This window comes from Flavobacterium sp. NRK F7 (assembly GCF_024054195.1).
Lineage (GTDB): Bacteria > Bacteroidota > Bacteroidia > Flavobacteriales > Flavobacteriaceae > Flavobacterium.
In genome coordinates, this window is record NZ_JAMXLB010000001.1 from 2,060,736 (window position 1) to 2,082,674 (window position 21,939).

The following is a 21,939-nucleotide window of genomic DNA, read 5'->3' on the forward strand; positions in this document are numbered from 1 at the left end:
GTTATTAACTCTTTGAAAATTAATTTTTTAAATTAATTTTCTTAATCTTATGCAATTTAAAACTAAAACATATTATCCCTTATTATTTCTATATTTACTATTTACAGTAAGTAGTAGAATAGAAGCTCAAAATGAAACTAATAATTGGTTTTTTGGTGGAAATTCCGGAATACACTTTAATGAAGATATTGTTTCTTCTATAAGTGGAAATATGGATACTCCTGCAGGTTGTTCTAGTATTTCAGATGATAATGGAGATTTACTTTTCTACACTAATGGAAATACAATTTGGAATAAAAACCATCAGATTATGGATAATGGCGAAGGTTTATATGGTGAAGTTGATAATGTTCAAACTTCTATTATTATTCCAAAACCAGATGACCCCACAACCTATTATGTTTTCGTAACTAAAGAAACGAATAGTTATGTACCAATTATAATTAACAGCGGTGTTTTTTATTCTGAAATAAAAATTACTCCTCAAAATCCTTTAGGAATTGTTACCGTTAAGAATGAACGAATAACAGTAAATGCAACTGCTAGATTGGCAGCTATTTATCATTATGAAAGTAATTCATATAGGCTTATTTGCTTAACTAAGTCTAATCAACTTGACTTCAAAATTTTTACAATTACTAACCAAGGGCTTCAATTTACTCCTGTTATTTTGAATTTAACTGAAAATATTGGATCTTTTGGCGCTATGAAAATTTCACCAAACGGAAAATTTTTAGCAGTAGCAGATAATTTAGACATGTATATTTACATATATGAGTTTGATGTTACAACTTTAACTTGTACGCCTTATCTTACTTTATCTACATTTCCTAAATTTGGACTTGGTGTAAGTCCTTATGGAATAGAATTTTCTCAAGATTCTAATAATTTTTACTATGCAGGAGATAATTATGTAGTGCAATATCAGTTTACCTCAAGAGATAGTATGGAAATTGTTGATGCCTATATAATGAATTGTCCAAAGGCTAGATCGTTACAGTTAGGAAGAAATGGTAAAATATATGTTGCTAGCGAAAATAATCCATTTTTAAGTGTTATTCATGAACCAGAAAAATATGGTGAAGCTTGTAACTTTGAAAGCAATGCGGTAAGTGTTAGCCCTACTATTTCCAAAAAAGGATTACCAATTTTTGTTTCTTCCTTTTTAAGAAATAGAATCGTTATCCCAGATGATTGTATATCAAAATCCTTTCATTTTAAATTAGATGCGTATGGTCCTATTACCAGTGTAAATTGGGATTTTGGTGACAATTCAACTTCAACAGAATTAGAACCCATTCATAATTACAGTCAGCCAGGAATATATCAAGTAAAAGCAGTCGTTGTATTAAATAATAAGACAATTCCTCTGTTTAAAGAACTAGAAGTATTCCCTTTACCGAGCTTGCCAGAGAACACTATTTTAACGCAATGCAATGATGATGCTTTTTCATTTTTTAATTTAGAAAATATTAAAGATTATTTAAGTTTTTCAAATTCTAATTTTGTCTTTCAGTTTTATAATACTGAAGATGATGCCAATAATGATTTAAATCCAATTCCTAATCATCAAAATTATATAAACACAAGCAATCCGCAAGAAATTTTCGCAAAAATTATTAGTGATAAAGGATGTTCTATTATCACTAGTTTTTTTATTGAAAATAGGCAATCCCAATCTCCAAATGTAGAAAGTATTTACACTTGTGAAGATTCAGATAATGTAATAGGGGATTTATTTGGTAGATTTAATTTGGTTTCAAAAAAAGAGGATTTAATAAATGAACTTGGTATTCCTTCTACTTATCGTATCAATTTTTATAGAAGTCAACTGGATGCGCTAACAAAATTAAATGTACTTGATAGATACCCCGTTTTACCTTCCATGACAATTTGGGTTCGAATAGAAGACGAGAGTTTTAATTGTTATGGAATAATTTCTTTTCAAGCAGTTGTGAATGACCCCATTGAATTTGATTTGGAAACCTTTTACACTATTTGTGAAAACACTGATACACCTCTAATCATTGATGGTGGTGGAAATAATAGTACTTGGGAATGGAAAAAAACTACAGGAGAGATTCTTTCAACAAGTAGATTTTTCGAATTGAATCAAATAGGAAATTACATTTTAAGTGTTTCCCGCTTTGAAAATGGATTGGTTTGTAACCAAGATAAACGTTTTACGGTTTTAAAAGCTGTAATTCCACAATATCAATCTATTAATGCTGAAAACGGACAATTATCTGTAGTAATGCAAGGGCAAGAAAATTATATGTACTCCCTAAATGGGGTTGATTATTATGGAAATGGTAATACTTACACCTTTACCAACTTGGAACCCAGTGTATACTATTTGTTTGTGAAAGATAAAAATGGATGTGAAAATAGGATTCTTTCAGATATAATATTACTTAATTATCCTCCTTTTTTCACCCCTAATAATGACGGTGTAAATGATAAATGGCGAATTGATGGTCCTCTTGCATTGCAATATTCAAGTGCCAATGTGACTATTTATGATCGATATGGGAAATTAATTTATACTTTCGATTCGATGAGTTCACAAGCAGGTTGGGATGGATTATATAATAATTTACCTTTACCCGCATCCGATTATTGGTACCAACTTATTTTAACTTCCTTCAATGGAGAAACATCACAAAAAAGAGGTCATTTCAGTTTAAAGCGATAATGAATTATATTCTATAACAGTTTTAATTTCTATTTTTTATTATATATTTGTATATACAAATGTTTGTTTTGAATCGAATTAATTTTATTAAAATAATTACAGGAGGAATCATTATGTCTAATGTCAATTCGTTTTATAATTGGTCCAGCTCTTTATTGGAAATAGATCAGAAAATGCCTGTTTTATTTATAGGTCATGGTTCCCCTATGAATGCAATTGAAGATAATGAGTTTTCAAAGCGTTGGCAGCAAATGGGACAAGAAATACCAAAACCGAAAGCAGTAATAGTGGTTTCTGCTCATTGGTTAACCCAAGGAACAGCTATCACCGCCATGTCTCAGCCTAAAACAATTCACGATTTTGGAGGTTTTCCACAAGCTTTGTTCGATGTACAATATCCCGCACCAGGAGATCCCAATTTGGCAAATGAAATTCAAAAAATGGTTACCAATCCATCCTTAGTTTTAGATCATGAATGGGGTTTGGATCATGGAACTTGGTCTGTAGTGAAACACATGTATCCCAATGCTGATATTCCTATTTTACAACTTAGTATCGATTATCATAAACCAGCCATGTATCATTACGAATTGGCAAAGCAATTATTGTCTTTACGAAAAAAAGGAGTATTAATTATAGGTAGTGGAAATATGGTTCACAACTTGCGAATGGTAGCTTGGAACAAATTAAATGAGCCAGAATACGGTTATGATTGGGCTTTGGAAATGAATACCATTTTTAAACAAAAAATTAGTATGGGAAATCATTTGGACTTAATTGCTTACAATAAACTTAATAAATCAGCTAGTTTAGCTATTCCAACTCCAGATCATTATTATCCATTATTGTATATTTTAGCTTTACAAACAAATACTGATGAGGTAGTTTTTTTTAATGATAAAGCCGTAGGTGGTTCTTTAACCATGACTTCGGTAAAAATTGGTTAAGTAACTTTTGTTATAAATTATTGTTGCGTACCAATAGCCCAATAATTTCCTGCAAAATCATAAAAAGAACCTCTTAAATCTGGATCTCCTTCTTTACGAATAGGGACTTCAATACTTTGACAACCTTGATCTATTGCTTTTTGATAGGTCTCCATGGCATTTGGAACATACACATGTAACATACTGGTATGTGCTTTATAATTTTCTGTACTGTTGCTAATCATAAGCACACTATCTTCTATTTGCAATTCAATGTGAGCAATAGTTCCATTTTCATGATCAAAACGTCTTAAAGTGGTAGCGTTAAATACAATTTTTAGCAAATCCACTAATTTTTGCGCCTCATCTACAATTAAATAAGGGGATAAAGAATTGTAATTTTCTGGTTTATAGACTTTCATAAAATACTATTTTCTTTTAAAAATATGATTTTATTCTTCATCTTCAATAGTAAATGGATAATCGCCAAATAAACTCGATAAGCGTTTGATTTGGTATACTTTACTTGTGTATTTGTTAGACAACGCGATTAGGGTAACCGTATCTTTTTTTAAAGTAATATAGGATGTTTTATTTCCGTGCCACCAGCCGTTATGATAAAACATGGTTGTACCATCTTCCCATTCTCTTAATCGAATGCCTAATCCATAATTGTTAACGCCTTTTCTTTCGTAACTATACCCTTTATAAGCCTTTGATTTAATGTCTTTACTTAAAAAATCATCGGAATACGTGGCCAAATCTAATTTTAAAAGGTCTCTTGGCGTAGAATAAATATTTTTATCTCCATAAACACCATCTTGAAAATTACATGGAATTTCTTCCCAAGTACTTTTATAATTTTTGCCCACACTATCTTCTTGTTTTTTAATTTCGAATACAAATGTATCTTTCATTTGTAACGGTTCAAATAATAAGGTTTTCATCGCTTCAGGAAAGGGAAGTTGGGTTACTTTTTCCACGATTAAAGCCAAAAGGGCATAGTTGGTATTATTATAACTAAATTTAGTATTTGGTATAAAATCCAAAGCTACTTTTTTAGAAGAAATTATATTTAGTATATCCTTGTTTGTTAAAGTTTTAGATTTGTCCCAAAGGGTATCATTATCTGTAAAATAAAGATAATTGGGCAAACCACTTCGATGGGTTAATAAAGAAGTTACCGTAATATCCTTATAAGGAAATTGGGGATAAAAATGGGTTAAGGTAGTTTCTAAAGTTAATTTTTTTGCATCTATTAACCGTAAAATAAGGGTTGCGGTCATTACTTTACTTATAGAAGCCAAATGAATCGATGAAGAAGCGGTCATTTTTTCTTTTTTATTGTAATTCGAGTAACCCGAATATTTTTCAAATAAAATGTGACCATTTTTGGCTACTAGAAAAGAGCCACTAAAGTTGTCGATATTAATATTTTCATCATAAAAATTAGATATTGCTTTCTTTTTATTTTTGATATAGGATGCGTCTAACGGATTAAATTGAGGTAAAACAAGGGTGTCTTTTTTAATTTCTTTTTTTTCAGAAATAGGTGGAGTAATTTCTTTTTTACAAGATAAAATGGTAAGAGTTAACAGAAATAAAAAAAGTCTATAATTCATTCTTAGTAGGTATAATTTTAATATTTGGATTTGATTTTTGTAGGATTTCTAAAAATTCAACTTGATTTTCAGGTGAGATATAAATTTCGTCATAAGTATTATAACTTATAATTAGTCCTTCGTGACTTAATGCTAATTTTAACATAACAGGTACCAAAACCCCTTTATGAGGTTTAATATTTTTAATAGTAGCTATTGCAATTTTCTTTTGAAAAGGTCCTGATTTACAATATAAATGTGTTTTGTCAATACTGTATTCTGTATCAAATAAGATCCAAGCCAAGAAAAATAAGGCAGCTAAATTAATAGAAACTACTATTATGAAAGAAGTTAAATCATTACAATAAAAGATTGGAATAGTAGCTAGGATAAGAATAAAAAAAACAAAACCAAAAATGATTTTATTGGCGGTACTAATGCATGATTTATAAATCATTTTATATTCCTAAATTCTTTTTAGTTTTTTTATCAATACCGTCCTTATGAAGCAATACGGAAATGGCTTTTAATTTTAGGTATGCTTGACTCATATATATAAAACCTCCATTTTTCACTTTCTTTTCATCAGTTCCCCAAGAATTTTTTACTTTATAATACAAAGTACCATTTTGATCTTTCATAATTCCAACTATATGCATTAAATGATCATCGGTAGTATTGTAGTTTTCAAATTCTTGTTGGCGAAATTCAGGGGTTATTTTCTTTTCAGCAATTAGTTCTTTAAGTCCTTTTTCAGTATCTTCTATTTTTTCTGGCACAAAAGCAATTCCATTTTTTGCAGAAAACGTACTTTCAGAAACATCACAATCTAAGGCTAAGGTATATCCTTTTTCTAAGGCATAATTTATAGTAGTAATCCATTCGTCTAATGGTACATTATACATGCTGCCATTAGAAAAATTATCAGGAATGTTTAAAATGAAAGCTTCATAATAAGGTTGATGTGAAAAAGAGGTTAAGGTAACATAATTAGAAGGTTCAATTTTTGTCATTTCCATAAAACTCTTAGGAGAATATTTTTGTCCTTCATAAGTAAAAGAAGTTGGAATTTTACCTAAATAAACATCTAAAACGGCATCAATAGCACTTTTCCAATGATTGGAAAGTTGTTTGCCAGGATTGGATACGTATGTATTTACCATTGCTTCCAATACTGCTACTAATTCTGCGTGATTGTGTATTTTTTCTTCTTCAGATAAACCGCTATAAGTAGTAACAGGTACTAATCCATTTGAGGCAACACTTTTTATGACATCATGACTTAAACCACCTTCACTAAATTGAGCTTTACCTTGTCTCATTATAAAGTTTTCCGCTTTTTTAGGATAGGTAGTTCGTACCTGATACATTTCAGATAAATCAATTCTTTTTCCTGTTAAGCGAATAATTTCAGATTCCAAAAAGGATGAAGTTGAAAAACTCCAACAAGTTCCCGTTTTATCCTGAGAGATTACAGGAAGGCAATCGATATTGATAACCTCTTGGAATTCATAGTTTTGTGCATGAACGGTAAAGACTCCTATACTTAAAAGGATTCCTAAGTATAATTTTTTCATGATAGTATTTGTTTTGTTAGTGCAATATAATGCAAAAAATGAATTATTTTTACCTAAAATTAGATAAAATTGAAAGGAAAAATTAACTTCTACTTGGATTTTATAAAATAACAAATACAATAAATTATTAGAAATGAGTACTATAAACTGGAAAACTGCTTTAGAATTTGAAGATATTACGTATAAAAAATGTGATGGGGTAGCTCGTATCGCCTTCAATAGACCTGATGTGCGTAATGCTTTTCGTCCAAAAACAACAAAAGAATTAATTCAAGCCTTTTATGATGCTCAAGAAGACACTTCTATTGGAGTGGTTTTACTTTCTGCTGAAGGCCCTAGTTCTAAAGATGGTATTTGGTCCTTTTGTAGTGGAGGAGATCAAAAAGCGCGTGGACACCAAGGATATGTAGGAGAAGATGGCTATCATCGTTTGAATATTTTAGAAGTACAACGAATGATTCGCTTTATGCCAAAGGCTGTAATTTGTGTAGTTCCTGGTTGGGCTGTAGGTGGTGGACATTCCTTACATGTAGTTTGCGATTTAACTTTAGCAAGTAAAGAACATGCGATTTTTAAGCAAACGGATGCTGATGTAACTAGTTTTGATGGCGGTTATGGATCTGCTTATTTAGCTAAAATGGTAGGTCAAAAGAAAGCAAGAGAAATTTTCTTTTTAGGAAGAAATTATTCAGCACAAGAAGCTTTTGAAATGGGAATGGTAAATGCAGTTATTCCACATGCTGAATTAGAAGATACGGCTTATGAATGGGCTCAAGAAATATTAGCTAAGTCGCCTACATCAATTAAAATGCTAAAATTTGCCATGAATTTAACAGATGATGGTATGGTGGGCCAACAAGTTTTTGCTGGTGAAGCGACTCGTTTAGCCTACATGACCGATGAAGCAAAAGAAGGAAGGGATGCTTTCTTAGAAAAACGTAAACCTAATTTTGAAAAGAAATATTTGCCATAATACGGTAGTATTTTAGCTCTCTTTAAGAATTTTAGAAAGTAAATGTTACTGTAATTACTATGGAAGATTTTACAAATAAAACACTAAATATTTCAGCTTTACCTAAATTTGAGGAAACCCAATTACAACCTTTAGAAAAAAAGTACTTTTTTGTAATGTTGTTACAAAGAAGTTTATTTTATATAGTGTTATTAGGAGTGTTTTTGGTCGTTTATTTTATGAATGCTAAAGCCTCATTTTTAGAAGTAAAATTAGTCTATCTTTTAGGAGTTTGGAGTTTTTTAGTATGGTTTGGGATTCTCTATTTAAGAATAAGTTTTACCAAAAAAGGTTTTGCATTACGTGAGCATGATGTAATTTTTAAATCAGGTGTTGTAAGCGAAACTACAATTATAGTAACTAATAATAGAGTGCAACACGTAGCCTTACATCAAGGATTGCTCTCTCGTTATTTTGGACTAGCTTCTATTGAATTATTTACAGCAGGAGGGAGTTCCAGTGATTTAAAAATCAATGGTTTGTTATTGGAAGATGCTAAAAAAATAAAGGAAAGTGTTTCAGAAAAAATTATTGAAATAACAGAAGAATTCAAAGAAGAAACGACAACTAACGATTCTTTAATAAATGAAGAATTGAAATTAGAAGTGGATAATGAAACAAAGTAATTTTGATTTTTCTAAACCCCAAAGGCAATCTTTAATAGGAGTTGTAGTCTTATTTGTAAATACGCTACAAAAATCAGTACGTGCGTTATGGCCAATTATTCTGGTTTATTTGTTTCAAAATAAAGCAACAACTAGTTTGTTACAAATCTATTTGGGAATTTTTGGAGTTGTTTTTTGTATTACACTTATTGCTTTTCTACGTTATTGGTTTTTTCAATTTTATATCGATTACACTAAAAAAGAGTTCGTTATTGAAAACGGTATTTTCAATAAGACAAAAACATCTATCCCTTTTCATAAAATCCAAAAAGTCACAATTGATCAAAGTTTGATTCAAAGAATTTTTAAAGTCTATAAACTAGAATTAGACACAGCAGGAAGTGATAAAAAAGAAGCCTCAATTAAAGCCATTTCTTCAGAAATGGCTTTGGAGTTAAAAAGTAGTTTAGTTCAAAATGACCTTAATAAAACGTTAGTAGAAGAAAGCCAATACCAAGAAGCTAGTTCTCCTAAATCGTCCTTTATTACTATTTCAATTACAAGTTTGTTAAAAATAGGAATAACAGCCAATTACCTAACTAGTTTTGCATATCTTATTTTGGTTTTTTCTACTATTTCTGAAAATTTAAAGCAAATCGGTAGAGAAGATGTAATAGAAAACAACATGAACCAATTAGAAAAACTACCAATTTCAAGTTTACTTTTTGGTGTTTTATTTTTCATTATAACTGCTGTGCTACTGCTAAATTTAATACTTACCGTAGTAAAATATTTTAATTTTAATATTCGAAAGGACGGTAAATCATTTGTATTAAACTATGGTTTACTAAACATCAAAAACACCATAATTAGTCCTGAAAAAGTACAAATTGTAAAATGGACGCAAAACTTTTTTCAAAAGAAATTAAACGTCAATACGATTGAAATTTTTCAAGCGTCTAGTGAAATGAAAAGAGCTAATGCTAAAGATAAAACTAAAATTCCAGGTTGTAACTGGAATGAAAAAGAACAAATAATTGCTTTGTTATTGGATAAAAAACCATCTTTTGAAAAGATTTTGTATCCCAATATTAGAAAATTAATTATTGGGATGTTCTTTTTTGTATTGTTACCTGTTTTAATAGGTTTTGGAATCAATGAAATGGCTCATCGATTTTCTCAAAATACGATAATTGTTATCATTCTTTTGTATATTTTTTTTATGGGAGTTATTTTGCTTTTTTCCTATAAAAATTATCGCTTATTTATAAGTGATGATTTTATTATGAAGCAAAGTGGTGCTTGGGATATTGATCACGAAATAATTGAGCCATATAAAATTCAAGCCGTTAAAACGCATCAATTTTTTTGGCAAAAACGGACCGATATTGGCTCAGTAGTTTTATATACTGCTGGCGGAAGAATTTCTTTTTCGACTACAAATTATACCGCTATAAAAAAAGAGGTAAATGTTTGGTTGTATAAAGTAGAAACTTCAAAACGAAACTGGATGTAATTCAAACTATAATATGATACTAATTGCAAAATATAGCATTTTTATTTTCGCTTTGTTTTTAATTTACGCAGCGTATTTAATGTTTTTTAAGCCTTATAAAACAAAGGAAATAATAGGCAAAGCAGGAAGTACGTATCTGATTAATTATGGTGAACTAGGCATACGATTTCTCATCGGAATTGCCTTTGTGTGGGTTTCAGTAATTAGTAAGTATCCGTTTTATTTTAAAATTATCGGTTATTTTTTAATGGTTTCTGCTTTAGCATTGATGGCTTTACCCATTCAAAAACACAATCAATTTTCTAAAAAAGCAGCAGCAATTTTACAGCCTATTCATTTAAAAGTATGTGCTTTGTTTTCTGTTTTATTTGGAATACTATTATTAACAGCATTTTAAAATTTATTTAAATATGAAACATTGGATTCAGGCAGCTCGTTTAAGAACTTTACCCTTATCGTTATCTGGAATTATTGTTGGTAGTGCCTATGCTTATTTTCAAGGCTTTGCAAATTACACGATTCTAACACTTGCTTTTTTTACAACATTAGGACTTCAAATTCTATCCAACTATGCGAATGATTATGGAGATGGTGTAAAAGGTACCGATGAAAATAGGATAGGAGAAAAGCGTATGGTAGCTGCCGGAGTTATTTCAGCTAAACAAATGAAAAGTGCAGTTATAAGTTTAGCTATATTGACATTAGTTTTAGCATTATCTTTAATATATGTAGCTTTTGGAAAAGAAAACTTTGTTTTAAGTATGATTTTTATTCTTCTAGGAATTAGTGCAATAGTAGCGGCTATAAAATATACAGTAGGAAGTAATGCTTATGGATATAATGGGTTAGGAGATCTATTTGTTTTTATCTTTTTTGGTTTTGTTTCGGTACTTGGTTCTAATTTTTTATTTACCAAAATGATAGATTGGAAATTGTTTTTACCAGCAACTTCTATTGGTTTGTTAAGTGTAGCCGTATTGAATTTAAACAATATGCGAGACATTGAAAATGATAAAAAAGCGGGAAAAATGACTTTGGTAGTTAAAATGGGGTTAGCTAATGCCAAAAAATATCATAATGTAGTATTGGTAATTGCTTCCATCAGTTTTATGATTTTTAACCTACTAACAAAAACCTCTTTAATCCCGATTTTATTGGTAAATATTTCAATTATAATGCATATTAATAAAGTCAATAAAGCTAAATCTTATGAAGACTTCGATCCTGAATTAAAAAAAGTAGCTTTAAGTACATTTGCTTTAAGTGTATTATTTTGGTTAACTTTAGTTTTTTTAAAATAGTTTCAAAACAACGCAATCTAAAATAACATGAAAATAACATTTTACGGACACGCTTGCTTAGGAATAGAAGTTAATGAGGTTTCAATCCTAGTAGATCCATTTATTACAGGTAACCCAAAAGCGTCACACATTAATATTGATACTTTAAAAGCTGATTTTATTTTACTAACGCATGCGCATCAAGATCATGTTTTAGATGTTGAAGCTATTGCAAAGCGTACAGACGCAGTAATTGTTTCTAATTATGAAATTGCGACCTATTATGGCAATAAAGGTTTTTCCTATCATCCAATGAATCATGGTGGGAGTTGGGATTTTGAATTCGGAACGGTTAAATACGTAAACGCATTGCACACTTCTTCTTTTCCAGATGGAACTTATGGTGGACAACCTGGAGGATTTGTAATTGAAGGTGAAAGAAAAAATATCTATATTGCTGGTGATACTGCTTTAATAATGGATATGAAATTAATTCCGATGCGTACGCAGTTGGATTTAGCTATACTTCCAATAGGAAGTAATTTTACAATGGATGTTGAAGATGCTATTATTGCTTCCGATTTTGTACAATGTGATAAAATTTTAGGTTATCATTTTGATACTTTCGGATATATCGAAATCGATCATGATGATGCAAAGCGCAAGTTTTTCGATAAAAATAAAGATTTGATGCTGTTAGAAATTGGAGAATCAATTGAACTTTAAAAAACAATGTCAATATCAATATCAATGTCAATGTCAATAACAATGTCAACATTAAATTTATTATAAACATTGAGTTTGATAGTGTAATTCAATATGAAAGCAATCTATAAAAAGCATATACTTACTTTTAAGAGACCCAGCGGTACGTCTCGAGGTGTTTTAACAGAAAAAGAGACTTGGTTTCTTATTTTGAAGGAAAACGATAGAATAGGCATAGGTGAATGTGGTATACTCAGAACACTTTCCATAGACGATCGACCCGATTATGAAGAAAAATTGCAATGGGTTTGTGAAAACATCCATTTGGGGAAAGATCAATTATGGGATGCTTTAATCGAATTTCCTTCCATCCAATTTGGAGTAGAAATGGCTTTTTTGTCTCTAGCTTCCAAAACACCGTTTGAATTATTTCCTTCTGAATTTACTTTGGGGTTAAAAAAAATGGAAATTAATGGCTTGGTTTGGATGGGAGAAGAAGCCTTTATGAAAACCCAAATTGAAGAAAAATTAACACAAGGCTTTCGTTGTATAAAACTAAAAATTGGTGCTATCGACTTTCAAAAAGAACTCGGGTTATTAGCTTTTATTCGAAACCATTTTGATGAAAAAACGGTTGAAATTAGAGTAGATGCGAACGGTGCTTTTGCTTTAAATGAAGCTTTAGATAAGTTGAATCAATTAGCTGAATATAAATTACATAGTATTGAGCAACCTATTGCAAAAAATAATACTGACACTATGTCAGAACTCTGTAAAAAAGCGCCTTTAGACATTGCTCTAGATGAAGAGTTAATAGGCGTATTTGGGAAGGCTGCAAAAACGAATTTACTAAAAAAAATCCAACCCCAATATATTATTTTAAAGCCGAGTTTAATTGGCGGCTTCAAAGGTACTTTAGAATGGATTGCGATTGCAGAACAATTGAATATTCAATGGTGGATTACCTCAGCATTAGAAAGTAATATAGGTTTAAATGCGATTACACAATTTACCTATACTTTACAAAACCCGTTACCACAAGGATTAGGTACAGGTGGTTTGTATACCAATAACTTCGATTGTCCTTTAGAAATTATTCAAGGAAGTATTTATTATAATGTTGATAAGAATTGGCAACTCAATGGAATACTATCATAAAAAGAGCCCGTAACTAGTTACGGGCTCTTTTTAATTATTTCGCATTGTAATAGTTTATACTATTTTATTTATTTGTTTTCTGTGTCGATGTCAACTTCTGTTTTTTTCTCTCCATCTTTAGTTGAAAACTCAACACCATCATTACTGATACTTAATGAAGTTCCGTCATTTTCTTCCGGTTGTTTCTCTTTTTCGATTACAACGGTTTCCGTCTTTTCCACTACTTGTGGCTCTTCGTTTTGCTCTTTACAACTTACACTTGCTAAAATAACCAAGGAAGCTATAATTACTGTTACTTTTTTCATTACTATTTGTTTTTAAAATTATAAGTGCAAGATACCTTGGTTTTGGTTCTTAGCTCTTATTTCTTTTTTTTACATTGTTATATAATTCCCATTTTACTCGTATTGTTGATGTTAAGAAAACTTATATGATTTAAAAGATTAATTAGAATAATGTATTTTTGTACTCCAAATACAAAACCATGTTTCGATTAAAATTACCAACCGACCCAAGATGGGCTAATATTGCTGAAGGAAATCTTGAAGAGATTCTTACGGATCATGCTTGGTGCGAACAAAAAGCAGCTTCTAATGCGATTATGTTGATTACTATGTTACCCGAATTTACTGAAATTACAACAGAACTGACCAAAATTGCTAAAGAGGAATTGGATCATTTTGAACAAGTTCACGAAATTATAAAGGCAAGAGGTTGGGTTTTAGGTCGGGAACGAAAAGACAGTTATGTAAACGATTTGTTTAAATTTATGAAACCAGGCAATCGCAAACATATCATAGTGGAGCGTATGCTTTTTGCAGCCATGATTGAAGCCAGAAGTTGCGAGCGATTTAAAGTTTTATCTGAAAACATTAAAGACCAAGAATTAGCCACTTTTTACAGGGAATTAATGATTTCTGAAGCCAATCATTATACGGCATTTTTACAATTTGCACACGATTTAGCAGAAAATGGCTACGATGTAAAAAAACGTTGGGAAGAATGGTTGGAACACGAAGCGAAAGTAATTGCCAGTTACGGAACAGGTGAAGCAATACATGGGTAGTTTTTAACTAACGGTTCTCAGTTTACAGTTTTTAACGTAGCTTTCACCAACAACTAATCCCTAATTCCCATTCTTCAATGCAATCCATTTACTCATATATTTGGTGCTTTGCAAAGTTTGATGTTGGAATACTTGACCTAAAAAATTCTGAAGGCGATGTTGTTTCAGATGTTGATTTAAGTGATTGACTTTGGTAATAAATTCGGTTTCAAATAAAGCTTTTGTAAATCTTTGGTTAATAATTGCAATTCCATTGGATTGTGCTTGGTTCCAAAAAAACTCATTATGATATAGGTCAATGGCTTTCTGTACAAACTCCTCTTCGGTTTGGGTAATGTATCCATTCCAGTTCAAATTACCAGGCATTCCTTCTGCGCCCACAGATGTAGTTACATTGGGTAAACCCAATTGCATGCTTTCTAATAATTTTCCTTTTAAACCCGCTCCATATGGAATAGGGGCCAATAATACTTTTGCCGTATTAAAAACATTTTTTACACTTTCTGCACGTCCTTTTATTAAAAATCCTTCTTTTTCGTGATGCAATTGTTTGGCTTTTTCAGTTGTATACGAACCGTAAACATGCAATTCAGCTTCAGGAAGGGCTTTTTTAATCGATTTCCAGTATTTTTTGAGTTGGAGCACTGTTTGCCAATTCGGTTCGTGTAAAAAGTTGCCTATGCTTATAAAATGACTTCTTTCAGAAAATGGAGGTATTTCATTTGTAAAGTTTTCTGAAATGGGTTCCACCAAAAATGGCAAATACTTCAAAATAGATGAATTGACTTGAAAGGTTTCAGTAAGTAACTCCATTTCGTATTCGGAAATAATTAAATTCAAATCACAACGATGCATCGCTGCAAATTCTCTTTTAAAAATATCTGAGAGGTAATCTTCAAAAACCAATTCCCTGTTTTGTTTGTATGCTGTTTCTCTGGCTTTTCTTAAAAAGTGTACATCTTCTGTATCTAAAATTCGCAAAGCATCAGGACATTGTTCGGCTACTCTCCAACCGTATTGTTCTTCCATCATAAAGCGATCAAAAAGGACAATAGAAGGTTGTAAAGTTTGGATTAAAGTATCAAAACTATCTTGATTCAATTCAATCGAATAACAATCAATATGTTGCGATTCTAATGGGAAACTAAACTCTGATTTTTTTGCAGAAGATAAAAAACTGATGTTATAATTGTCTTTTTGAAATAAGGCAATGAGTTCTAACATTCGACTTCCTGCAGCAGTTGAATTCGGTTCGGGCCAAACGGTTCCTATGATGACAAGATGTTTTTGCATAAGGCAAATTTAAAATTTAGAACGTAGAATTTAGAAGGAAATGAATATTTTTTTGTGATTCGTAATTCGTAATTGATAATTCGTAATTTTGGAACTATAATTTATTTCCATGTCATTTTTTACCTATTGTCCGAATTGCAAATCCACGCATTTTACTTTTGAAAACAATTTTAGATTTCAATGTCACGCTTGTGATTTTGTTTATTATCATAATATTGCTGCTGCAGTTGCTGTTATTTTTACATTTGAAGACTCGGTTTTGTTTACGATTCGAAATGTGGATCCGGATAAAGGCAAACTTGATTTACCAGGTGGTTTTATCGATCCTAAGGAAACTGCAGAAGAAGCGGCTTGTAGAGAAATTAAAGAAGAATTAGGAATTACAGTAGCACCAAACGATTTAAAATACATTACCACGTCACCCAACGATTATTTGTATAAGAATGTACCGTATCGCACGATGGATATCTTTTACGAATGTCCCTTAGTTTCCAAAACGGTTTCTGTCACTGCTAAAGACGAAATCCAAGACTTAATTTGGATCAATAGAAAACAAATTGACTTAGAAAAAATTGCTTTTACTTCTATTCGAAAGGTGATTGAAATGCATTACAAAAAGTAATTATTTGTATAAGGGAATAATTTTACGTTCCAAAAATAATCTTTCATAGTCTTTTACTTGAAACTTTTGCATGGTTTCTATTTCGTCTTCATCAATACCAAATAATATAGCACCCGAAACTTCATATTCTCTGATACTATCTAGTTTAATACTAATTTTTTTATTCTCGTTTTCTTTTAGGCTAACGATATAAGTTATTTCTGTATCAGTATCTTTTAAATATAGGCTAGTATAGTAATAAATAGAATCTATTTCCTTTAATTCCATTTTTGCAATGAGAGAATCTTTAGCTTGTGAAATTTGAATTTCTAAATTAGAAGATTGATGAACTATACCATATTGTTTGGGTAATGAAGTTGCAATAAAAGCAAAGGAACAAAGATATATAATTGCAGGTTTTGTTGTTTTGGGTAAAAGGATAATGGTTTTTGTTGGGTTAAACCAATACCAATAGGAGAGTGGTACTATGGCTAATGCATATAAATCGGTATAATCAACGGTTCTATTTATTCCAATACCAATACTTTGAAACCATTGTAATAAAGGTTCAATTCCTTCCCATTTCCAAGTGATAAAAAGTAAAACTGAGACGACATAATTCAATTTCACTTTTTTGGGAAATACTAAACTTATAAAATAAGGGAATGCAAACAAACCCGCAACATCAGACAATTTGCCTGTAATAGCATTATGAAAAGTTGCTTTTAGAAAAAAATCATTAAGGAGTAAAATTCCTACAGCAAGTAAAAAGAAAAAGCGGAAATGTTGTTTGTTAACATCCATTATAAAATTTAATTAACCGAATCCTTTTTTTGTGTCACAACGGGTTTTGGTTTAGCAACGGGTTGCGTTACTACTGGTTTAGTAGTTCCTACTGTACCTGTAACAGGAATTAAAATTTCAGTAATAAATTCAGAAGGTTGACTGGTAACAGCACGCCCCTTTTTATGTATTTCTGTAATGGAATTGTTTTTATCCAATTGATACACTTCGTTTTTCGCAATAAAGTCGAGTGCTTTTTTCCAAGCTTCTTTTCTATGGTAATAACTTCCTTGTAGTGTAATTTTTAAGGCTTGGTATTCTTCTTGAAAATGTCCAGTGATATCACTTAAAGGTGTAGTTAAAATTTCTTCTTCAATAGGAATACAAGCAGCAAAATACAAAGGTTCGTTTTCTAAATTCCAAGAGTTAAATTGGATAAACGGTTCTCCATTTTTTACAATGTCATTTTGTTTTACAAATTGTTGTACTTTGTTCAAAGCATCATTCGTTTTAATGGAAAATTCAGCCAAACTAGAAGAATTTTTGTGTTGAATATAATAACTGGCTTGAACTTGAATAATACCGTTCAATAAAATATTATAACTGCTTAATTCATTTACTAAAAAATCGTTAATATCTTCTAACCCTTGTTCAATTTTTGAAGTGTAGATAAATTCATTACCGCCTTTTAAGAAACTAAAAAACTTTTCTTTAAACGATAAATCTCCTTTGATGCCCCAGGTAACTTTGGTAGCTCCATTTGCCTCTTCAAATTTCCAGTATAAATCGTATTTTTTGTCGTTTTCTTCCCTAGACTGAAAAATAGAATCTAAAGGAAAAACTCTTGTGGTAGTAATTTTAGTAGTATTCCAAGACAAACTAGCACCTTCTCCAAAACTAATTTCGGAAATGGTAACTTTTGATTTAGGCGTTAAATCCGGATGCCAACTTGGCCAGTTTTTATAATCGTTTATGTACTGATAGACAGTGTTTCTCGGACTTGCAATTGTTTTTTCACTATGGTAATTAAATTGATTCGGTTGGGTAGCTATAAAAACAATAAAGGCAATAGATAATAGTAATAAAAGTAGAAAAATATATTTTGCTATTCTCATTGTTATGGAAAATTTGTGGTTCTCCAAATATATAAAATTAATCTTTCAAATAGAATTTTATAAAAAATAATAAACCTATAAACAGCAAAAAGCCAAATAAAATCCAGTAAATGCCTCTATATTGTGATTTTAATTCTTTTAGATCTTTGCGATACACATAAATCATGGTTGCTATAAAGACAATTACAAAAAATAAAGCAAAATACCATTGACCTGTTGAAAACATAATTATAAATTTTTTACAAAAGTAAGAAATGAAAAAAGCAATTAAATACATTTACCAAAATAAAATGGAATAAAAATGAAAAAACAATTAGACGCTGTGGCTTTATTTCACACAACTTATGGTTTAGGTGTTAGTAACGAATTGAAAGCTGATCTAGGCGAGAAAAAGAACCAATTGCGCTTCGAATTAATGAAAGAAGAAAATGAAGAATATTTAGAAGCAGTTCAAAATAATGATATAGTTGAAATTGCTGATGCATTAGGTGATATGTTATACATTCTTTGCGGCACCATTTTGGAACATGGTTTGCAACATAAAATCGAAGAAGTATTTGACGAAATTCAAAGAAGTAATATGAGTAAACTAGGTGAAGATGGTAAACCCATTTATAGAGAAGATGGTAAAGTAATGAAAGGACCTAATTACTTTAAACCAAATTTCGAACCTATTTTGAAATAATTAGGTTTATTTAGGAGCACTTATTTTGCATTTATAAGAAAACGCCACCCGCTATCCGTTGTATCTTTTTTATTTTTCTTTTGCAACTAATTTATTATCCATGTAAAAGAAAAATAAAAAAGGATGCCACTACTATCGGGGCTCAATTGACGATTTGTTTTAAAGTTGTTAATTTTACCAAGGACCATTCTTGGTCACTGGAATAAAAGTTCCATTTTCCAATCGGGAAGCACCACCAAATCCTACCAACCATAATCTTTCTTTTTGATCTTTGTAAATTTCAAAAGGTACAGGTCTTTTAATACCTTCTTTTTGCTGAAATTCTTTCAGTTTTGTGCCATCAAAGGTATATAAAAAATGTTGGTTGGCAACAATCCAAATCGTTCCGTCTTTAGCTTCAGTAACACTTCCTATTCCTTTGCCAATTTCAATTTTTCCACGAGTTAGATTTTGGACAACACCCTTTTGTACAACATACAAACCTTCTTTGGTAGAAATCCATAAATTGCCTTTACTATCTTCAAAAAGCTTAGTTACAAAAGGGGTTGTAATACCGAATTGTTTTGATTCGTTTACCAATTGATTATCGGTATAAGAAAAAAGACCTGCATTGGAAGCAATCCATATTTTTCCGTTATGATCTTGTAAAATAGCATGTATCATTTTGGTACTGGAAATACCAACAGAGGTGTCTTTCACACCTTCAGGCAATTCTAAAGGAGTAAATGTTGTACCATCAAAAATACAAAGGCCATTAATCGTTCCAATCCATATTTTATCTTGTGCATCAACCGCAATACACCAAGTATCATTACTAATCAAACCATCGGATTTGTAATAATTATGAACCGTTTCTCCCTTAATACTACTAACACCATCCGTATGTGCTATCCAAATCGTCCCGTCTTTTGCTTCAGAAAACGCTTTAACCGTAACTCCTTTTCCCGTTTCACTTTGAATGCCAACCATAGGCAACAACATGGTATTGTCGAATTTAAAAGCACCGCCTTCACCACCAAACCACAAATTTCCTTTGCTATCTTGAAAAATGGTGCGCACCACTTGACTAATAGGACCGTTATTTACAAAAGAAAAGGGAGCCGTGTTTTTTGGCGTAACTATTGGTTCTTTTTTTATGGAATCTGTTGCGTTTTCTTTCATTAGGGACTCCTTTTTGTTCTGTCCTGTACACGATTGCAAAAGAAAGGGGAGAAGTAGCGTGTATAAGAGAATATTTTTGGTCATTGTATTTTCTTTTTTTAAATGATTTAAGCATTAAAGACTAAAGCTTGTAAGTGTATGAATTTGCGGTCTTTATTGTTTATCCAATGTTTTCTTTTGATTGTCAAAATCTTCTAAACAATCTTCTAAAACAGTCCCTTTTGTGTGTACACATTCGCAAAATGCATTTGCAATTGTTTCATATTTTGTAGAGGCATATTGTTTCTTACAATCAGACAAAGAGTTTCTAGGCATAATATCAAATCCTTTTAAGAAAATAAAAATGGTAAGTACAAAAACAATTCCCACAACCAAAAAGAACAAAAAAGGAAACCGATTACTATATTTTTCTGGCTTTTTTACAATACCAAAATCTGGAATATTTTTAAAAGGCAAAAGATATTTTAAACGATCATAGTTCCAAACTAGTAGATAGAGATTCGCTAAAACCATTAAAGGAGAAGTTACAAAAGAACCTTCGAACCGCACAGCTAAAGAAAGAATGCAAATATTTATAATAATTGGAAAATAGAGAACTGCACCTAAAGTTACTGTTCTTGGGATTAATAATAATACTGCTGCTAGAATTTGCGCAATTCCGATAAAAGAATAGTAATATCCTGTATGATGTAAAGCGGTTAGATAGGCTCCCATTGGATGAATTTCGGATAAACCACTAGCAAATCGTTCATCTAGTACTTTTACGATTCCCGCGACAATAAACGCATAGGCTAAAAGAAACCGACAAACAATAGAAAAGTACCAATACCATCTATTCTGTTTTGCTTTTAAATAAAACTGGTCAAATTTTGATAATGTGTTCAATTGCATTAAGATGAATTTAGATTTTAGTTAGTTGTTCATTACCATAACCACAACTAGCACAGTATTTTGCTTGAGGTGTTCTAAAGGGTTTAGTACACTTTGGGCAATCCATACCATACTGACTGCTTACATGGTGAAAAATGGCATTTGGATTGGGTTCATATACACCTGTTAGCAAACGATACATTTCAACAAAATATCTAAATCGTTCAAATGTCTCCAAATGTTCTAGCCATATATAATTTGTACTATTTCTTTTAATTAATTCTTCTTCGACAACTTTTTTTCCACCAAATAAAGCTGCTTGACACAAACTGAATTCGGCATCAGAAAGCATTTTGACTTTCGTATTGCAACGCCAACAAAATTTTTCTTCCATATAAAATTTTACTCCGTTTTTTTAATTATTACATTCTGATAGTTATAAGGAATTTCAATGTTTTCTTGATCAAAACGTTCTTTAATAGAGCGTAATAAATCACAATACATCGTAAAACCATTAAACATATGATCGGAATAGGCCCAAACACTCAACTTTACAGCCGAATTTTCTAAAGCGGTTACTCTCGAAACAACTTCCGGTACGTTATTTTCTTTTTCTTCTGGAGTACGAATGTCAATGTGCAAAGGGTGTTTCAAAACTTCTTCTTCCATTATTTGTAAGGCTTTGCCAATATCTGCCGTATAACCAATCCCAATTTCTATAATTTTACAAACCTTAGAATCATTTAAGTTGGAATTCACAATCACATTGGAACTAATAACCGAATTAGGAACCACAATTCGATTATTTTCAATATCTCTGAGTACGACTTGTCTTAAATTAATTTCTTCCACAATACCTGTATAAGTATCGTTAAAGGTAATTCGGTCATTCAACTTAAAGGGTTTGAACAAAACAATTAGAAAACCACTCATAATATTACTTAAAGCTTGTTGGGATGCCAAACCCGCAATAAGAGATAAAATACCAGCTCCTGCTAATATCGAATGGCCTAAAATTTTCATTTCAGGTATTTGTACCAAAGCGAAGGAAATCCCAATAATAAAAATGATAACCGTGATTAACTTGGTCGCAAAGAGATAACTCGTAGGATCTATATGTTTGGTCGCAATCAGTCGGTTGATTTTTCTTCGCGATATAAATTTAAATAGCAAAGCAAAACAAGTGGTTAAACCTATAATAATTCCAATAATTACTAGGGTTTTAAAATCCGAAAAGAGGGATTGTATCATAAGTGCTGGTGCCAATAGTTGTATATTCACTAAGGGTTA

General features: G+C 31.0%; 25 protein-coding genes. 12 read left to right on the forward strand and 13 right to left on the reverse strand.

Annotation, left to right across the window (positions count from 1 at the left end):
- The first annotated feature begins 49 nt into the window (after positions 1–49).
- Positions 50–2,695: a T9SS type B sorting domain-containing protein gene (locus tag NHF47_RS09120; RefSeq protein WP_252764622.1), complete on the forward strand. Its 2,646-nt coding sequence runs from the start codon at positions 50–52 to the stop codon at positions 2,693–2,695.
- A 59-nt stretch (positions 2,696–2,754) separates the two neighbouring features.
- Positions 2,755–3,642: a 4,5-DOPA dioxygenase extradiol gene (ygiD, locus tag NHF47_RS09125; RefSeq protein WP_374670170.1), complete on the forward strand. Its 888-nt coding sequence runs from the start codon at positions 2,755–2,757 to the stop codon at positions 3,640–3,642.
- A 17-nt stretch (positions 3,643–3,659) separates the two neighbouring features.
- Here ygiD and NHF47_RS09130 read toward each other — a convergent pair whose 3' ends face one another.
- Genes NHF47_RS09130 through NHF47_RS09145 form a run of 4 tightly spaced genes read right to left on the reverse strand, consistent with a single transcriptional unit; the run spans position 3,660 to position 6,799 of the window.
- Positions 3,660–4,043: a VOC family protein gene (locus tag NHF47_RS09130; protein ID WP_252764623.1), complete on the reverse strand. Its 384-nt coding sequence runs from the start codon at positions 4,041–4,043 to the stop codon at positions 3,660–3,662.
- Between the two features lie 30 nt (positions 4,044–4,073).
- A complete protein-coding gene (locus tag NHF47_RS09135; RefSeq protein WP_252764624.1) occupies positions 4,074–5,243 on the reverse strand; it encodes a serine hydrolase in 1,170 nt (389 codons plus the stop codon).
- Positions 5,233–5,679 carry a PH domain-containing protein gene (locus NHF47_RS09140; RefSeq protein WP_252764625.1) on the reverse strand — a complete coding sequence of 149 codons (447 nt, stop codon included), beginning with the start codon at positions 5,677–5,679 and terminating at the stop codon, positions 5,233–5,235. Before NHF47_RS09140 ends, NHF47_RS09135 begins: the two co-directional genes overlap by 11 nt.
- A 1-nt stretch (position 5,680) precedes the next feature.
- Positions 5,681–6,799, reverse strand: coding sequence for a C1 family peptidase (locus NHF47_RS09145; RefSeq protein ID WP_252764626.1), 1,119 nt, complete (start codon positions 6,797–6,799; stop codon positions 5,681–5,683).
- 133 nt (positions 6,800–6,932) lie between these two features.
- On the opposite strand from NHF47_RS09145, the gene NHF47_RS09150 reads away from it, so the two are divergent.
- The 7 genes from NHF47_RS09150 (at position 6,933) to NHF47_RS09180 (ending at position 13,075) form a co-directional block, all read left to right on the forward strand.
- Entirely contained in the window at positions 6,933–7,772 is an 840-nt protein-coding gene (locus NHF47_RS09150) for a 1,4-dihydroxy-2-naphthoyl-CoA synthase (protein ID WP_252764627.1), read from the forward strand.
- Positions 7,773–7,831: 59 nt separating this feature from the next.
- Positions 7,832–8,437 carry a PH domain-containing protein gene (locus NHF47_RS09155; RefSeq protein ID WP_252764628.1) on the forward strand — a complete coding sequence of 202 codons (606 nt, stop codon included), beginning with the start codon at positions 7,832–7,834 and terminating at the stop codon, positions 8,435–8,437.
- Positions 8,424–9,932, forward strand: coding sequence for a PH domain-containing protein (locus tag NHF47_RS09160; protein ID WP_252764629.1), 1,509 nt, complete (start codon positions 8,424–8,426; stop codon positions 9,930–9,932). The genes NHF47_RS09155 and NHF47_RS09160 overlap by 14 nt, the downstream gene beginning before the upstream one ends.
- 13 nt (positions 9,933–9,945) lie before the next feature.
- The gene (locus NHF47_RS09165) at positions 9,946–10,329 is read left to right on the forward strand and encodes a hypothetical protein (protein ID WP_252764630.1); all 384 of its coding nucleotides are present in this window, start codon (positions 9,946–9,948) and stop codon (positions 10,327–10,329) included.
- A gap of 13 nt (positions 10,330–10,342) precedes the next feature.
- Positions 10,343–11,233, forward strand: coding sequence for a 1,4-dihydroxy-2-naphthoate octaprenyltransferase (gene menA / locus NHF47_RS09170; protein WP_252764631.1), 891 nt, complete (start codon positions 10,343–10,345; stop codon positions 11,231–11,233).
- A 27-nt stretch (positions 11,234–11,260) separates the two neighbouring features.
- Complete coding sequence (locus tag NHF47_RS09175; RefSeq protein WP_252764632.1) at positions 11,261–11,938, forward strand: metal-dependent hydrolase; 678 nt, start codon at positions 11,261–11,263, stop codon at positions 11,936–11,938.
- Positions 11,939–12,031: 93 nt separating this feature from the next.
- Positions 12,032–13,075 carry an o-succinylbenzoate synthase gene (locus NHF47_RS09180; protein WP_252764633.1) on the forward strand — a complete coding sequence of 348 codons (1,044 nt, stop codon included), beginning with the start codon at positions 12,032–12,034 and terminating at the stop codon, positions 13,073–13,075.
- 68 nt (positions 13,076–13,143) lie between these two features.
- Here NHF47_RS09180 and NHF47_RS09185 read toward each other — a convergent pair whose 3' ends face one another.
- On the reverse strand, positions 13,144–13,380 hold the full coding sequence (locus tag NHF47_RS09185) for a hypothetical protein (RefSeq protein WP_140998329.1): 237 nt from the start codon (positions 13,378–13,380) through the stop codon (positions 13,144–13,146).
- Positions 13,381–13,559: 179 nt separating this feature from the next.
- On the opposite strand from NHF47_RS09185, the gene NHF47_RS09190 reads away from it, so the two are divergent.
- A complete protein-coding gene (locus NHF47_RS09190; RefSeq protein WP_252764634.1) occupies positions 13,560–14,141 on the forward strand; it encodes a tRNA-(ms[2]io[6]A)-hydroxylase in 582 nt (193 codons plus the stop codon).
- 60 nt (positions 14,142–14,201) lie between these two features.
- Here NHF47_RS09190 and NHF47_RS09195 read toward each other — a convergent pair whose 3' ends face one another.
- On the reverse strand, positions 14,202–15,434 hold the full coding sequence (locus tag NHF47_RS09195; RefSeq protein ID WP_252764635.1) for a glycosyltransferase: 1,233 nt from the start codon (positions 15,432–15,434) through the stop codon (positions 14,202–14,204).
- Positions 15,435–15,543: 109 nt separating this feature from the next.
- Between NHF47_RS09195 and NHF47_RS09200 the strand changes: the two genes are divergently transcribed.
- On the forward strand, positions 15,544–16,056 hold the full coding sequence (locus tag NHF47_RS09200; protein WP_252764636.1) for an NUDIX domain-containing protein: 513 nt from the start codon (positions 15,544–15,546) through the stop codon (positions 16,054–16,056).
- Here the strand turns inward: NHF47_RS09200 and NHF47_RS09205 are convergent, their stop codons facing one another.
- From NHF47_RS09205 to NHF47_RS09215, 3 genes are read right to left on the reverse strand one after another with little or no spacing between them, the layout of a single operon-like run.
- Complete coding sequence (locus tag NHF47_RS09205) at positions 16,057–16,839, reverse strand: hypothetical protein (RefSeq protein ID WP_252764637.1); 783 nt, start codon at positions 16,837–16,839, stop codon at positions 16,057–16,059. It abuts the gene before it with no gap.
- An 8-nt stretch (positions 16,840–16,847) separates the two neighbouring features.
- Positions 16,848–17,933: an SRPBCC family protein gene (locus tag NHF47_RS09210; RefSeq protein WP_252764638.1), complete on the reverse strand. Its 1,086-nt coding sequence runs from the start codon at positions 17,931–17,933 to the stop codon at positions 16,848–16,850.
- 37 nt (positions 17,934–17,970) lie between these two features.
- Entirely contained in the window at positions 17,971–18,159 is a 189-nt protein-coding gene (locus NHF47_RS09215) for a hypothetical protein (RefSeq protein ID WP_252764639.1), read from the reverse strand.
- 75 nt (positions 18,160–18,234) lie between these two features.
- On the opposite strand from NHF47_RS09215, the gene NHF47_RS09220 reads away from it, so the two are divergent.
- Complete coding sequence (locus NHF47_RS09220; protein WP_140998335.1) at positions 18,235–18,618, forward strand: nucleoside triphosphate pyrophosphohydrolase family protein; 384 nt, start codon at positions 18,235–18,237, stop codon at positions 18,616–18,618.
- Positions 18,619–18,792: 174 nt separating this feature from the next.
- Here NHF47_RS09220 and NHF47_RS09225 read toward each other — a convergent pair whose 3' ends face one another.
- The 4 genes from NHF47_RS09225 to NHF47_RS09240 form a co-directional block, all read right to left on the reverse strand.
- Positions 18,793–19,779, reverse strand: a complete 987-nt coding sequence (locus NHF47_RS09225) for a two-component regulator propeller domain-containing protein (protein WP_252764640.1) — start codon at positions 19,777–19,779, stop codon at positions 18,793–18,795.
- Positions 19,780–19,932: 153 nt separating this feature from the next.
- Complete coding sequence (locus NHF47_RS09230) at positions 19,933–20,670, reverse strand: DoxX family protein (protein ID WP_252764641.1); 738 nt, start codon at positions 20,668–20,670, stop codon at positions 19,933–19,935.
- Between the two features lie 10 nt (positions 20,671–20,680).
- On the reverse strand, positions 20,681–21,043 hold the full coding sequence (locus tag NHF47_RS09235; protein WP_252764642.1) for a hypothetical protein: 363 nt from the start codon (positions 21,041–21,043) through the stop codon (positions 20,681–20,683).
- A gap of 8 nt (positions 21,044–21,051) precedes the next feature.
- The gene (locus NHF47_RS09240; RefSeq protein WP_252764643.1) at positions 21,052–21,930 is read right to left on the reverse strand and encodes a mechanosensitive ion channel family protein; all 879 of its coding nucleotides are present in this window, start codon (positions 21,928–21,930) and stop codon (positions 21,052–21,054) included.
- Positions 21,931–21,939: the final 9 nt, after the last annotated feature.

Coding starts and splice junctions, on each gene's coding strand:
- NHF47_RS09165 (WP_252764630.1), top strand. CDS start 9,946: ATGATACTAATTGCAAAATATAGCATTTTTATTTTCGCTTTGTTTTTA.
- NHF47_RS09160 (WP_252764629.1), top strand. CDS start 8,424: ATGAAACAAAGTAATTTTGATTTTTCTAAACCCCAAAGGCAATCTTTA.
- NHF47_RS09135 (WP_252764624.1), bottom strand. CDS start 5,243: ATGAATTATAGACTTTTTTTATTTCTGTTAACTCTTACCATTTTATCT.
- ygiD (WP_374670170.1), top strand. CDS start 2,755: ATGTTTGTTTTGAATCGAATTAATTTTATTAAAATAATTACAGGAGGA.
- NHF47_RS09205 (WP_252764637.1), bottom strand. CDS start 16,839: ATGGATGTTAACAAACAACATTTCCGCTTTTTCTTTTTACTTGCTGTA.
- NHF47_RS09220 (WP_140998335.1), top strand. CDS start 18,235: ATGAAAAAACAATTAGACGCTGTGGCTTTATTTCACACAACTTATGGT.
- NHF47_RS09140 (WP_252764625.1), bottom strand. CDS start 5,679: ATGATTTATAAATCATGCATTAGTACCGCCAATAAAATCATTTTTGGT.
- NHF47_RS09120 (WP_252764622.1), top strand. CDS start 50: ATGCAATTTAAAACTAAAACATATTATCCCTTATTATTTCTATATTTA.
- NHF47_RS09210 (WP_252764638.1), bottom strand. CDS start 17,933: ATGAGAATAGCAAAATATATTTTTCTACTTTTATTACTATTATCTATT.
- NHF47_RS09230 (WP_252764641.1), bottom strand. CDS start 20,670: ATGCAATTGAACACATTATCAAAATTTGACCAGTTTTATTTAAAAGCA.
- NHF47_RS09130 (WP_252764623.1), bottom strand. CDS start 4,043: ATGAAAGTCTATAAACCAGAAAATTACAATTCTTTATCCCCTTATTTA.
- NHF47_RS09180 (WP_252764633.1), top strand. CDS start 12,032: ATGAAAGCAATCTATAAAAAGCATATACTTACTTTTAAGAGACCCAGC.
- NHF47_RS09145 (WP_252764626.1), bottom strand. CDS start 6,799: ATGAAAAAATTATACTTAGGAATCCTTTTAAGTATAGGAGTCTTTACC.
- NHF47_RS09190 (WP_252764634.1), top strand. CDS start 13,560: ATGTTTCGATTAAAATTACCAACCGACCCAAGATGGGCTAATATTGCT.
- NHF47_RS09200 (WP_252764636.1), top strand. CDS start 15,544: ATGTCATTTTTTACCTATTGTCCGAATTGCAAATCCACGCATTTTACT.
- NHF47_RS09175 (WP_252764632.1), top strand. CDS start 11,261: ATGAAAATAACATTTTACGGACACGCTTGCTTAGGAATAGAAGTTAAT.
- NHF47_RS09215 (WP_252764639.1), bottom strand. CDS start 18,159: ATGTTTTCAACAGGTCAATGGTATTTTGCTTTATTTTTTGTAATTGTC.
- NHF47_RS09155 (WP_252764628.1), top strand. CDS start 7,832: ATGGAAGATTTTACAAATAAAACACTAAATATTTCAGCTTTACCTAAA.
- NHF47_RS09185 (WP_140998329.1), bottom strand. CDS start 13,380: ATGAAAAAAGTAACAGTAATTATAGCTTCCTTGGTTATTTTAGCAAGT.
- NHF47_RS09235 (WP_252764642.1), bottom strand. CDS start 21,043: ATGGAAGAAAAATTTTGTTGGCGTTGCAATACGAAAGTCAAAATGCTT.
- NHF47_RS09225 (WP_252764640.1), bottom strand. CDS start 19,779: ATGAAAGAAAACGCAACAGATTCCATAAAAAAAGAACCAATAGTTACG.
- menA (WP_252764631.1), top strand. CDS start 10,343: ATGAAACATTGGATTCAGGCAGCTCGTTTAAGAACTTTACCCTTATCG.
- NHF47_RS09195 (WP_252764635.1), bottom strand. CDS start 15,434: ATGCAAAAACATCTTGTCATCATAGGAACCGTTTGGCCCGAACCGAAT.
- NHF47_RS09150 (WP_252764627.1), top strand. CDS start 6,933: ATGAGTACTATAAACTGGAAAACTGCTTTAGAATTTGAAGATATTACG.